Origin of the sequence: Egbenema bharatensis FJBBOT/2019, from assembly GCF_048077055.1 — a bacterium.
Taxonomy (GTDB): Bacteria; Cyanobacteriota; Cyanobacteriia; order Elainellales; family Elainellaceae; genus Egbenema; species Egbenema bharatensis.
Window position 1 is genome coordinate 1,353,307 of record NZ_CP182236.1, and the last position, 13,208, is coordinate 1,366,514.

Consider the following 13,208-nt stretch of genomic DNA (forward strand, 5'->3'; position numbering starts at 1 on the left):
ATTGCCCAGCGGTTTCGCATCGCGGGAAAGGTCAGGTTGAGGAACAGCGGGTTTAGCAGTCAGGGGATCAAGGCTAAAGTCATAGCGATCGGCGATCGGCGTTTCCCCCGAAACAGATGGCAGGGGGGGGAGAAGACCACTCCAAAGCACGACTCACATCAACGGGAAGCTGGGGGGACAGGGGGGTTGCCATTGGCTCAAGGGCAGGTGGGGCAGGATACGAGGTTGGAGCAGGCAAGGTGGTCGGAATGGCCGAAGCAGTAGGCAGATTCGCAGACGCAATTTGCATCAGGCGTTCATCCGGTCGGAGCCGATTGCTAATAGATTCCTGCAAGATATCCTGCACCAGAACACTGTGATACAGGGGCGTATTTTCCAACGCTCGCACCGACTCGATCGCCCGATCCCATTCCCCGGCTCTATAGGCAACGATCGTCCGTTCCAATAACACTGCCTGTTGTCCCCACCGTTCCCGTAGACTGGTGGCGCGATCGGATTGATCACAGGTGGAAGGAATGCTTTGAAGAATGGTTAAGGCACCGACCAAATCCGCTTGCTGATAGAGCTTGGTCGCCTGTTGCAACAACTCCTGCGACCAGTCATTTTGCAACTGTTGCGCTAACTCATAATGCTGACTGTTCTTAGGAACGCCGGAAACTAGGGTGACGGCCTCTGTAAAGTCTCCCTCCTCTGCGGCAGACTGCGCTTGCTTTAACCGATCCCGATACATCATCTCCATGGAACGCGGTAGACGATCGGTGGCATTACGGCTCCATTGGCGATCAAAGGAAAGAAGCTCCAATGTATGACTAATAACCGGAATGCGATGAATACCCTGTTTATCACGACTACGAGACGAATCCGAGAATTCTGACGGATTTGATCCCGCAGCTTGATTTCCTTCCTCTAAATCATCTATTTGCACAAAAGAAGGATTCCAACTATACAGTGTTACAGCGGAAGTCACGATCGCTCCGCTTCCCAGTATCCATCGGTTCATATTAGCGTCTCACAAAGGAACAATAGAGCGGTAGGTCAGGAGTGAGGAGTTAAGGAGTCAGGAGTGAGGAGTGAGGAGTGAGGAGTGAGGAGTGAGGAGTGAGGAGTGAGGAGTTAAGGAGTCAGGAGTCAGGAGTTAAGGAGTCAGGAGCCGGAAGAATTTTGTGGGGTGGGCATCGCCCGCAATGATTCAACTCAGCTCTTGTACCGGGTTATCTCACCTACCCTGCAATAAATTGCGGGCTAATGGCTCAAACCCATTCAAATGGTTTGAAAACCTTCTTTGCTTACGCCTCTCCCTCTCTCCTCTCTCCTCTCTCCTCTCTCCTCTCTCTCTCCTCTCTCTCTCCTCTCTCCTCTCTCCTCACTTCCTAACCAACACTAAAATCAGCCGCAGTATAATTGGCTAATCCTGCCAGTCCGGCATCCCCTCGTTGATTGTCGAGGTTCGCTAACACACTGATATCGCCACCATTGGCTAAGTCATTGGAATAAACCAGGCGATTCACCCCTAAGGTGCTATTGAAGTAAACAAATACGCCTTCGCGGGTGGTGATGCTGTCGTTATTGGCGATCGCCCGGGCCGCACCTCCAGCGGCAGCAAAGGGATCGGTCAGGATAATGATATTACCATCGGCAATATCTGCGGCAGTGCCTTTTTGGAACCGAACTTCGTTTAGTCTGGAACTGACGCGATCGAACACAAACTGATCCTCGCCGTTGGTGAAATCGCTGATCGTATCGGGCTGGTTCAGGACATTAATATTTGGAGCCGCGGCCAGAGTGGGAATACCGTTGGCAAACAAATCTCCGTTGTAAACAAATTGATCGCGGCCAGCGCCACCAATCAAAGTATCCACACCAGCACCACCCACCAGCACATCATCACCATTACCGCCGAGGAGGAGATCGTTGCCCAATCCACCATTAAGAGTATCATTCCCATTGCCTCCCCTCAGCACATCATCTCCTGCACCGCCCAGGAGCACATCATCCCCGCGTCCTCCAATCAGCGTGTCATTTCCATCGCCACCGATCAAAATGTCATTCCCGCCGCCGCCGCGCAGATCATTATTTCCAGCCCTGGCAACGATAATGTCATCTCCGCCCCGACCTTCAATTTGGTTATCGCGACGGTTGCCAAAAATAACGTCACTTCGTCCGGTACCGCGAAACCGTTGTCCTCTGACCCTCTGAGCAGCCCGGTTCTCTTCTAAGGTCTGAAGAATAGAATCGATCGCATTTTCTGTGATGAAAGACATAGCAAAATCCTTGTCATGAGAATAAGCTGCAATGCGGTTGTGAATCTGGCTTCTACCTCAATTCAGCCTCTGCCAAACCGCAGGATTGACCTTGAATAGAGCAATGGGTAGGCGGAGATACCACAGAATTTGTATACCCCTACTGGGGCATTTAGAACGACATTCGGAATGCCGTTGCAATGGGTATGCTTAACCCGCAGAAAATTGCTGTAAAACCTGAGAACAAGCCGATCGCTTCAAAGCCGATTTAACGCTGGAATAGAGTTTGGCTTTTGCACCCACAGAATAGCGATGGCTAAATTGACCGCTAGATTCACAACTTGGTTGGTCGAAACCAGGTTAGTCGAATATTGTCCCTACACGCGCACTGCTTCAAGTGCAGGTTTTCCATTCACAAAGATAGTTGAGAAAAATTCATTTCGCCAACCTGAATAATGCAGAAAAAAAATCGTTCGTTTGCCACTTTTTATACTTTCTTCTCTCAAAGCAGAAATATTGTTTCCAGGAATAGGCGAATTTGGCTCAAGTATTCAGGTGAGAGGAACCAATTTAAAGCGGAAATGAATGCAAATATAAGACAAAGACAGGTTTCAATTCTGTATTTCCGTACATCACTAGTTATATATGTCACTTAAAATAGCGATCGAGTGATTGAAATCACGAAATTATCCGACCTTATTTTCAGAGCAATTAGAACAGTTTTATCTTTTTGGTTCTAATTATCTAATTCATTGAAAACTTTATGGTATAGTGTGCAGTAGCTCGATCGTGATATGAGTATTTCGTGTGTTTCTGGATATTTCTAGATGTTTCTAGATGTTTCTAGATGTTTCTAGATATTTTTGGGCGATCGGTGATAGGAATCACAGCCTACGTAGCGGGATGTGATTAGAGATTAAAGAATCGGGTGTCAAGGAATCAGGGATTGAAAGAAATTCAGCCGGAGCAGCAGGCGAAAGACCTGGCTGAAGGACAAAATTTGTTCTAAGGTTTGACCCTGGGATGAGGCACGAACAGTTCTGCGCCTCACGCTCAGTCGGTTGCTGCCGCCAGAAATTACCCTTACCATGACTGCTTCTAAATCCACAATGTTCCTGAACGGTTCTAATTAAGGCAGTATGTAGTGGGAGACTGTTCTACCAGCGTTCTACCATCTTGTGATGCAGAAGCATTGCAACTCAGATCTTCTGGTGCATGATTTAGGAAAGTCACCATGAACAATTGCTTGAAAATTGGTAATCGCCTTTTAGATGGCGATCAGATCATCTCTGCCTTAGTCAAGTACAAACTTCTAGAACCATTAGTGGGTCAAATACTACTAGATGAGATGATTAAGAATGTTCCGCTCTCAAAACAAGAGCTATTTCAACGATTAGTCGGTGCGGCTAATGCTCCCTTACCGGACGATTTCAACCAATTCTTAATCCAGTGGTGTCAGCATCAGGGCGTAACCCCCACCTATTTTGAAAATGTTCTATTACGAGATTTACGCATTGAGAAATTCAAGCAAGTTCGGTTTGCCAACCAGGTAGAATCTGAGTTTCTGCGTCACAAGTCGGATTTTGATCAGATTGAATACTCCTTGATTCAGCTCACGGATTTAGCCCTAGCCCAAGAACTGTACTTCCAGCTTCGAGATGATGATGCTGATTTTGCTCGTTTAGCACAGCAGTTTTCGATCGGTCATGAACGACAAACAGGCGGGTGGATTGGTCCAGTCTCCTTATCTACGCTGCCGATCGAAGCGGCAACGCTATTGCGCAGTGGGGGGGCTGGTGTCATTTATGGCCCAATTCCAGTGGCCGATCGCTTCTGGTTAATCCGCCTGGAGCGGTTGATGATGGCTCGTTTAACCAGTGCAACCCGTGCCAACCTGATTGACCGTTTATATCACCAATGGCTGCAAACTCAAGTCAAAGCGTTTATCGCCAGCCCTCAAAGTATTGCCGTACAGTCCGCTCTGCCCGCTAGCTCCCCTGCTCAAGCTCCTGCCCCGCCGCAAATCAGTCCTCAACCTACGGAAATTGCCCCTTAAGGATTTGCCACCATGACCTATGTTGACACCCAACTGCATTCATATCTGGCAGACTTTTTTGAAGCATGGCCCTTTGACCGCTTACCCACTTCACTACGGAGTCAAATCACCCCTAAGTTAAAGCTTTGCTCGTTTCGTCCAGGAGAGTTGATTTATCCTGCCAGGGAGTTACCTTCTGTGATTCATTGTGTCGTACAGGAACAGGTGCGGCTGCTGGGCCCAACGTCCTATCAAAGTCCGACTTTGGCAGTGGTCGGCAAAGGTTCAGTGATTGGCTGGGATAGCTTAGTGCGGCGGGTGGCGGTGGGTTCAGTCCGAGCCACGTTTACAACCATTACCGATCAGCAGGAAGTATTGACGCTTTCCCTCCCTGCGGATGAGTTTGAGGCGATCGCCTTGCAGCATTTAATGCCTGTATTAGCGGAACGAGTCAGCCTGTCCGAGTTGTTTGATGCGCTGTCTCGATTTCTTTCAGCCATGTCCACTCCGTTTGTGGATTTGAACCTGAAGGATCTGGTGCAATACATTGTGCAGGAAGGTTTGGCAGTAGTCGAACACTGGACTCCCAACTCCAGCAAATTCCACGATCCGTCACTACAGCTATCTTCCGATCGCATTTGGTTGGTCAGTGGAGGGGAGTATTTGAACCTGACGATCGGGACTCCAGTGGGTTCCGTCAGTCAGCTTAAACCCGTTCGCCCCTCCAAATTTCCGGTACGGTTAATTGGAATTGATCGAGCGTTTCTGTCATCGGCCCTCCTGAGTGGAGGGATTCCTGCGGGGGCTAGCGATAGGTCTATCAGCCCCGTTGATTCCCATTTCCATCCCGAAGCCCTCGCATTAGATAGCTCCCCTGCCCTGGCCGTTCCAGAACCTTCCCCCCCTACCAATCATTTCCCCATCTGGAAATCCCCCTCTGCTGACCCTGTAGAAGACCTGGTCGCCTGCTTTGGGATGATTTGCGATCGGTTCCAGGTTCCCTACCGTCCAGATGCACTTCGTCGTCGGTTACAGCGATCGATTCACGACTTTGATCGGTTAGATTTATGTATCCGCATTGCAGAGGCGATCGGGCTAAGTGCTCAACGGGTCAAATTCACGCCTACCGCCGGAGGAATTAACCGTCTGGCTACCCCGGCCCTGATCCCATTTCGAGATGTACTGGCGGTACTCCATGATGCCACTGCCAGCATGACGGTAGTGGGTTCCCCTCGAACAGGGCTATTGCGGCTCTCCCCCGATGAACTGGCGGCCCGTCTGGTGTCCAGTACCCCTCCTGGCCGGGAGCAGCCTTCTGCCGATTGTTATGCGATCGTTTTAGAGCGTCTTCCTCAAACGCCCCTGAAACGATTTGGCTTTAGTTGGTTCATTCCCGTTTTAGCCAAGCAGCGCGGCATCCTCACTCAGGTTTTACTGGCTTCCATGTTTGTGCAAATTTTGGGGTTGGCAAATCCCTTATTAGTGCAGCAGGTCATTGACAAGGTAATTGTCAGTGGAAATCTCAGTGCTATGACCATGTTTGGTATTTTGATGGTCATGTTTGCTTGCCTGGAGGGAGTTCTAACGGTTCTCCGAATGTACCTTTTTGCCAGCACAACCCATCGTATTGATCTACGGTTGGGGAGTGAAATCATTCGCCACTTGTTGCAACTTCCCCTGAACTTTTTTGAGAAGCGTCCAGTCGGAGAGTTGTCCTCACGGCTATCTGAACTGGAGAATATTCGCCAGTTTTTAACGGGAACTGCTGTCACGGCTGTTTTGGATGCAGTCTTCTCCTTGTTCTATATCGGTGTGATGGTGCTCTATAGCCCTCGCCTGACTTTGTGTGTTCTGGCAACTATTCCGATCGTTATTCTCTCGACGTTATTTGTTTCTACGATTCAGCGGAAGCTAATTCGGACAAAAGCAGATTACGGTGCAAAGGTGCAGTCCTATCTGATTGAAATCCTGGGAGGGGTCTTTACCGTCAAAGCCCAGCATATGGAATCGTTGGTGGAAGCAACCTGGCGAGAACGGTATGTCCAGTATCTCAGCAGTGGTTTTACCACTTCAACGGTGAATACCATGTTTTCTTCCTTCAGCCAGTTTTTGAACACCATGAGCAACTTGCTGGTGCTGTGGATGGGAGCAGGATTGGTGTTGGAAGGCGAATTAACCCTGGGGGGATTGATCGCCTTTCGGATTTTGACAGGGTATGTGACTGGGCCACTGCTGCGTCTGTCTCGATTGTGGCAACGGTTTCAGGAAACTTCCCTATCAATGGAGCTGCTAGCGGATATTGTCGATTTTCCGGCTGAAGAAATATCCACTGCAACCCCACTACAACTGCCGCTCATCACGGGAAATGTTCAGTATCAGGAGGTTAGTTTTGGGTTTAAGGAAGGGCAACTGCAACTCACTAATGTCAATCTCGATGTGACTGCTGGCTCATTTGTTGGAATTGTCGGTCAGAGTGGTTCGGGAAAAAGTACTTTGCTCAAGTTATTGCCGCGCCTGTACCAACCGAAAGCAGGCAGCATTCTGATCGACGGTTACGACATCAGCAAAGTTGACTTAAATTCCCTTCGATCGCAGCTCGGGATCGTACCTCAGGATGCAGTGTTGTTTGAGGGTACAATCCGGGATAATATCGCCTTGTTTGGTAGCCTTTCGGACGATGAGGTGATTGCGGCTGCGAAGGTGGCAGAAGCCCACGACTTCATCATGCAGCTACCGGAAGGTTACAGTACCCAGGTCGGAGAACGAGGTACATCCCTGTCAGGAGGACAAAGACAGCGAATTGCGATCGCCCGTGTGGTAGCCCGGAGTCCCCGGTTGTTAATCTTTGACGAAGCTACTAGCGCATTAGATTACGAAACCGAACGACGAGTCTGTGAAAATCTAATGGAACGCTTTGGCGATCGAACTGTGTTCTTCATTACGCACCGATTGAATACGATCGCCCGAGCAGACTGGATTTTGTTTATGCAGTCTGGCGTGATTGTGGAGCAGGGCAGCCATGCCGATCTGATGGCTCGTCGTCAGCTTTATTACTGTTTGTATACCCAGCAGGCACGGTTGTAGGAAACCAAACTTTCACATCTATTTTCAATTCTAGGAGGAGCGATGCGTCCACAACGTTTTCTTAATCCACTACAAGCTTTACAGCGCAAGACCTTGGAGCAAATTGAGCAGGATTCGACTGCCTCTGCAATTAATTTACCTCAGCCTGCAATCTGGACTCGGCGGTTAACGCAGGTGATTGTGGTCGGAATGACGGTGGGAATTGGCTGGTCGATTTTTGCGCGAGTTGATGTGGTGATTGCTTCACGGGGTAAATTAGAACCCATTTCTCAGTCCCAGGCGGTGCAGTCCAGGGTTGGGGGAGTCGTGACGACTGTGTTGGTGCGTGAGGGGGAGCAGGTCGAGCAGGGACAGGTCTTGGTGCAGTTGGATAAGACAGAACTGCTGAATCAGCTTCAGGCGCTTTTACTCCAGCAGGATCAGTTGGTGAAGGAAGTAGCCGTACTGCGAATGGCGCGGCAGGGAACTTCGGCAGAAACCCTGTATCAGGAGGTGGCGAACGTTTCACCGGAGTTAATGAATCGGGTTCAGACTCGAATGCTGCTAGTGGCGCAGATCTCTAGAGATCCATCTCCCTTACCTCCAGAACAACGGCAGCGATACGAACTGTTTGAACGTCAGTTAGCCGATCGCCTGTCAATTAATCAGCTCCAGGGTTCCAGTTTAGGGACGCAAATTACTGAACTGGAAACGCAGCTAGATGAAACAGGATTTCAACTGGGTGTCGAGCAAGAGCTTTTGACGCAGTTGCAGCCTTTGATGGATCAAGGAGCCATTTCACGCACCGACTTTTTGCGTCGAGCGGTGGATGTGAACACGCTGCAAAGCCAGATGAACCAAAATCAGTTGCAGCAACGTCAGCTTCAACTGGCCCAGCTCCAGTCACAGGTGGAAGGTAATCGAGTTGTAACGGAAACCTATCAAGACTTACAACGACAGTTGGCTGTCCTGGATTCAGAATTTGATGCCACGATCGCAGCCAACCAACGCCAGATGATTCAGGTTTCCTCTCAACTAAATCAGGTAGAATTAGACCTCAAAAATCAAGATCTCCGTGCGCCGGTGGATGGGGTGGTGTTTAACCTGGGACCAAAGTTGCCGGGTGTGGTTGCGCAACCCGGAGAAGCCTTACTGCAAGTTGTACCCAATGAGTCCCTCATTGCCAGAGTTCAGGTGGCCAATGCGGATATTGCCAATATTCAGGTGGGAATGTCTGTAGATGTTCGCTTAGATGCCTATCCCTTTACAGAGTATGGTTCAGTCAAAGGCACTGTTTCGAGAGTGGGGAGTGAGGCCTTAACAGATCCGACCACTGGACAAACGGCATTTCCAGTTGAGGTTCGCTTAGACCAGCAGTTTCTGGAGCGTAATAACGAACGCTTTGCAATTCTGCCAGGTATGACGTTAGTAGCAAATATTCGAGTCCGAGAGCGGGCCCCATCAGCTATGTTGCAGATGAGCTAATTAAGGCGATCGATGGGTTACGTTCTGTTCGCTAAGGTGTTTTGAAAGATTCAATGTAAGAGTAGGAGAATTTACCATGCAAAAAATATTACTGGCTGGCACACTGGCAGTTTGCGGTTTAACGATCGAACCAGCACTGCATTCATCTTCTTTAATTGCTCACCAGCAGCATCAGGCAGTTCCTTCTGATTCCAGCGGTATCAGCGTCATGATTCACCTTGACCCGGATGATACGCCCCATGCTGGACATGCCAGTGAAACCTGGTTCATGCTGATGCAGTCGGATGGCAGCGTCATTTCCCCATCGGACTGCGATTGTGGAGCCAGGGTTTACGACACTCAAGGAGAAATGGTTTTTCACCATCTGCCGTTATCCAGCACCTGGGTCAATGGATACGAGGCGATCGGCACCAGCATTACATTTCCAACTCCGGGAGCCTATACGGTCGTGCTATCGGGGGAATCGGTCAATAATAGCTTTGAGCCATTTGAAATCGAATTCCCAGTTACAGCAGTTGTTCCGCCTACAAGTGATTAACTGCGATCAATTAACGCGAATTCTCTTCTGAATCAAGTTTAGATTGGCGATCGAACGATCTATAGGCTTTAATGGAATAGTGAAAGCAGTTCATCGCTCAAGAATCAGGGGCATTACCCTTTCCAAACATCTCTTCATTTCATCTGGTAATTGCCCAATGTCGCTACAGCTTCAACAAAACCTAAAGTCTTACGAGAGTGAATTTTCCAAAGCAGAAACTAATCCCAAAGCCCAGATTCGTAAAGAGATCGGACGACGAATTTACGAATTACTCAAAACCGCAAGGGATTTACCGCCACAGGATTGCTTAAATGAAGTCAGAAATACGTTATCCGAAATCCAAAAAACCTGTCTTTCGATTGATAAATCCTTCATTTTCGTAGAAAAAAGAATTACCTGTGCGAATTATCAGTTGGGGGGATCATCCGAAGATCCAGCCATCTTATTTCGCGGGCCTAGGGAAGATGCATCTGTCGCAATTTGCGTTACGGATAAAGGCTCGTTACTCCATCGCAACGGAAGCCCCTGGATCGTGTACCGAGATGCAGGAGATGTATTGAAAGGTAATTATCAGGGAGAGGAGGAGAAGGAAGGGCTTGGACAAAATTAGGTGAGATACCTATTCGAGTGATTGTGAATGCAATACTCCCGTGCAATGCTTCACTCCTCATTCCTTAATCCTCACCCCTCACTCCTCACCCCTCACTCCTCACTCCTCACTCCTCACTCCTCACTCCTACAGCGTTAAATTGTCTGCATAAACTAGCCGAGTCGCCGATCGCAGTTCAAACAGTAAATACTCTTCCATGACGCTCCAGAAGAAGGCCCGGAGCGTTTTTTGGCGTGATTCAGCGGGGATGGTGTATTCAAAGGGGGAATCGCAGGGTTTGAGCTTTGCCAGGTGGCTTTCACAGCCGCAACCATGTTCAATGAAATATCCATGCCGACTGGAAATGCTGTCGATTAACCGCCGCAGCATAGTCACATACCCACCATGCAGAATTGCATCAAACTGCCGCGCAACGGCCAGATCCTGTTCGCTAAAACGGAACGATCGCACTTCAAACAAATCGTTTCGCTGAAGGGGATGCAGGAACGTCCAATAGAACGTCGCTGGGACATCGTACTGAAGTTCAGCAAACAAGTCACTGACCACGTTAATCAACGCAAGGCGATCGGCTTTTTTAGCAACGGGCTGATTACCACTGGATTCCTCCCTGGTTTCCGGCGTAGATTCTACCTGACAACGAATGTTCTCCAAATCTGGATAATGTTCGGGTAAAAACATCTCGCCATAGTGGGAGACTGCTTCCCAGGCCAGTTGCCCATTTCCCTGACGATAGGCATCTCTTAAATGCCCTGTGTTCGATCGCTCCAGGAACAAGAAATGCCCCCCTTGATTCTTCGCCAAAAAGACCTGCGCCAGGGCAGCATAAACACGCGGTTCACTCATCCAACTTCCCTGGGCAACACGCTGCCAGCTAGTCGGCATGGCTTCCAGGGGAACGGCTGGCTCCCCATTGATAGAAATCAGCCTGGAGGCAGTAGTGAAGGTTGATGTCATGGGTTGAAATTTCTCCTTGATGTGGATACTCTTTTCGAGTCAGCAAACATTAAATCTTTCTAGATTTTGATTTGGCTAACACACGAGTTCACTGGTTTTTTCTCAACCGATCATTTTATTGAAGGTTTCCCCGCTCTGCACCAGTCATAAGCAAAGCCTATCAGGATGGATGGATTAACCAGAGGGTACAGGGTGGGAATCGATGCGCTCTCAAGCAGTCTCAGTAGATCGAAAATGGATTGCATTCACGGCAACGCCTGCTTTTGATCCCCCTAAATCCCCCTTAAAAAGGGGGACTTCAAACCTTTTTCGGCTCGGTTCCCCCTTTTTTAAGGGGGGCTAGGGGGGATCTAAACTGGGTTTGCGATCTACTGAGTCTAAATTAATTTCGTGATTGGCTCCAATTGGCTCCATAGGAAAAACCTGCTGAGGAGCCTTGTATCCCCAACAGGTCATCAACTCTGATCTCTTGACTCAAAAAGGCAAATCTAACAATGTTTTCGCTGCATTTCCTCCTTTCACTATCAACTGCTTGAACTCTGCGGCACAGCCGCTCTACACGAATTTAGCGGTGTTAAATTCGACCCGATTCTCACCCACTGGATGGATCGTGGAGTGGAGGTTGCCGTAAAGCACATTCCCCAGCAGAGCCGCCTGTAATTCGGGTTCCAGTTTAAATTCACCCGTCACCTGTCCCGACTTTTCATCGGTTGGATTCACAGTGAAGTACCGCTCTACGGTGGCATCCGCAAATCCTTCTGCACTGTAGTGGATGTGGAATCCGCTGAGAGGGTTACCCTCTGCATCCTCTGGAACTCTCAAGAAGCCTTCAATTAAGGCTTGAGGATCGGCTCCGTTGGGGATCACCGCCTTGGGATCGACTTCGGTTGCTCCATCGCTGAAGAGGGGCAATCCTTCAAAGTCCTTATAAGAACCCTCAACCCGCAAAATGCCGTCTTTTAGCTCCAAATTCATCTCGGTCAAGCCCGGACTGTCGTTAGGGAAGGGGAATTCTCCCGGCCAGTACCGATCGCCGTATCAAATTTAATCCCATCATCACCCACATAGAGGAAATCATCGCCATTCCCTCCGGTGAGCCGATCGCGTCCTCGGGTTCCAGTTAGCTGTTCTCCGCCATCGCCTGCCTGTTGAACAGATGCAAAGCTATTGCCTTTATCGAAGTTCCGCAGAGCATCAGATGTGACTTGAACAAAATTGCTGGCTGACAGTTCACTGGCATTAACAAAGGTCAGGGCCGCCAGGATATGCTCTGTAGATTTATCAATGACGAGTGCGTTATTCTCGCTATCAAACGGTTGCTGCACACCTGCTTTAGTTGGGTTCTTGCCTTGAGCGATAACAATGTCATCCATTGATAAGTTATCGGCAATGGCGAGAATATCTTTGCTGGGATCAAAGTCAAAAATCCGGTTAGTGGTTTCCTTGCCTAAGATCACCATATCTTTGCCAGAGCCTGTGGTGATGGTATTTACCCCACCCCCGGTTCCAACGACAATGTCATTACCGCTGGAACCAATCACAGTGTTATTGCCGCCACCGGGTTCTAACAAATCACCGTTTCCGCCCAGATGGCCGCGCAGATTTGATTTGGTTTGAATGCCACCTAAATCCAGCGATCGCACATCTACTGCATCTAATGAAACATGCAGCGGATTGTCGATCGAATCTGGTCTGGCATGATTATGGAAATCATTCACGTCGAAGCCATCTGAATCAGATGAACCGTGGCTATGTCCCTGATCGTTGTGAGAGCTGGAATGACCGTGATCCTGTTGGCTACTTTCCTTTTCCAGGGAAGAATCGAGTGCCTCTTCAAAGGTTGATTCTTGTACTGAAGTACCGTTTGAACCACCTGAATGATGATCAGATTCATAACCAGAAGCGGAAAAATCACCCGTCTGAGTCAAGTCATGATCATGCAACTCTGTATGATTGTCGAATCCTTCCATGATTACTCCTTGTAACTTGAGCGAAATGACAAACATCATGCAGCAACGACTGCTCAAGAGCAAAGCAATCAACGCTGACTGGTTGTCAACGCAGAGAGAAGCTCTCCAGTTAAAATGCCTGAATTTTAGAAAATGTCAGGTAATACTCGATCGACAACGACGATCCAGGAATGCCCTTATAAAAATCGGAAAAGAATGGTAAATGCGTAGAGATGATCGGGGCAACGATGCCAGGAATGGCAAGCCGTATCGATCTAGACTAAAACTTTTAAGGGCTGCTGTTTTGTCAGAGATTTCTCAGAGATTTCTCAGA

The 13,208-nt window shown here is 48.8% G+C and carries 11 protein-coding genes; 5 read left to right on the forward strand and 6 right to left on the reverse strand.

Going from position 1 to position 13,208, the window contains the following annotated elements; translation table 11 throughout:
- Nucleotides 1-79: 79 nt before the first annotated feature.
- From ACM1PF_RS06435 to ACM1PF_RS06445, 3 genes are all read right to left on the reverse strand, one after another.
- Nucleotides 80-1,000 (reverse strand): hypothetical protein, encoded by a 921-nt coding sequence (locus ACM1PF_RS06435; protein WP_416673280.1) that lies wholly within the window; start codon nucleotides 998-1,000, stop codon nucleotides 80-82.
- Between the two features lie 370 nt (nucleotides 1,001-1,370).
- Nucleotides 1,371-2,261, reverse strand: coding sequence for a calcium-binding protein (locus tag ACM1PF_RS06440; RefSeq protein WP_416673282.1), 891 nt, complete (start codon nucleotides 2,259-2,261; stop codon nucleotides 1,371-1,373).
- Nucleotides 2,262-3,171: 910 nt separating this feature from the next.
- Complete coding sequence (locus tag ACM1PF_RS06445; RefSeq protein ID WP_416673283.1) at nucleotides 3,172-3,330, reverse strand: hypothetical protein; 159 nt, start codon at nucleotides 3,328-3,330, stop codon at nucleotides 3,172-3,174.
- A 144-nt stretch (nucleotides 3,331-3,474) separates the two neighbouring features.
- Here ACM1PF_RS06445 and ACM1PF_RS06450 point away from each other — a divergent pair, with 144 nt between their 5' ends.
- The 5 genes from ACM1PF_RS06450 (at nucleotide 3,475) to ACM1PF_RS06470 (ending at nucleotide 9,971) form a co-directional block, all read left to right on the forward strand.
- Nucleotides 3,475-4,296, forward strand: coding sequence for a peptidylprolyl isomerase (locus ACM1PF_RS06450; RefSeq protein WP_416673284.1), 822 nt, complete (start codon nucleotides 3,475-3,477; stop codon nucleotides 4,294-4,296).
- Nucleotides 4,297-4,308: 12 nt separating this feature from the next.
- Nucleotides 4,309-7,359, forward strand: coding sequence for a peptidase domain-containing ABC transporter (locus tag ACM1PF_RS06455; RefSeq protein WP_416673287.1), 3,051 nt, complete (start codon nucleotides 4,309-4,311; stop codon nucleotides 7,357-7,359).
- Nucleotides 7,360-7,401: 42 nt separating this feature from the next.
- Nucleotides 7,402-8,823 carry an HlyD family type I secretion periplasmic adaptor subunit gene (locus ACM1PF_RS06460; RefSeq protein WP_416673289.1) on the forward strand — a complete coding sequence of 474 codons (1,422 nt, stop codon included), beginning with the start codon at nucleotides 7,402-7,404 and terminating at the stop codon, nucleotides 8,821-8,823.
- 76 nt (nucleotides 8,824-8,899) lie between these two features.
- Nucleotides 8,900-9,361, forward strand: a complete 462-nt coding sequence (locus ACM1PF_RS06465) for a hypothetical protein (RefSeq protein WP_416673290.1) — start codon at nucleotides 8,900-8,902, stop codon at nucleotides 9,359-9,361.
- Between the two features lie 43 nt (nucleotides 9,362-9,404).
- Entirely contained in the window at nucleotides 9,405-9,971 is a 567-nt protein-coding gene (locus tag ACM1PF_RS06470; protein WP_416673292.1) for a hypothetical protein, read from the forward strand.
- Between the two features lie 126 nt (nucleotides 9,972-10,097).
- Here ACM1PF_RS06470 and ACM1PF_RS06475 read toward each other — a convergent pair whose 3' ends face one another.
- The 3 genes from ACM1PF_RS06475 to ACM1PF_RS06485 form a co-directional block, all read right to left on the reverse strand.
- Nucleotides 10,098-10,925, reverse strand: coding sequence for a hypothetical protein (locus tag ACM1PF_RS06475; RefSeq protein ID WP_416673294.1), 828 nt, complete (start codon nucleotides 10,923-10,925; stop codon nucleotides 10,098-10,100).
- A 555-nt stretch (nucleotides 10,926-11,480) separates the two neighbouring features.
- On the reverse strand, nucleotides 11,481-11,909 hold the full coding sequence (locus ACM1PF_RS06480) for a hypothetical protein (protein ID WP_416673296.1): 429 nt from the start codon (nucleotides 11,907-11,909) through the stop codon (nucleotides 11,481-11,483).
- Complete coding sequence (locus tag ACM1PF_RS06485; RefSeq protein ID WP_416673298.1) at nucleotides 11,906-12,895, reverse strand: hypothetical protein; 990 nt, start codon at nucleotides 12,893-12,895, stop codon at nucleotides 11,906-11,908. The genes ACM1PF_RS06480 and ACM1PF_RS06485 overlap by 4 nt, the downstream gene beginning before the upstream one ends.
- Nucleotides 12,896-13,208: the final 313 nt, after the last annotated feature.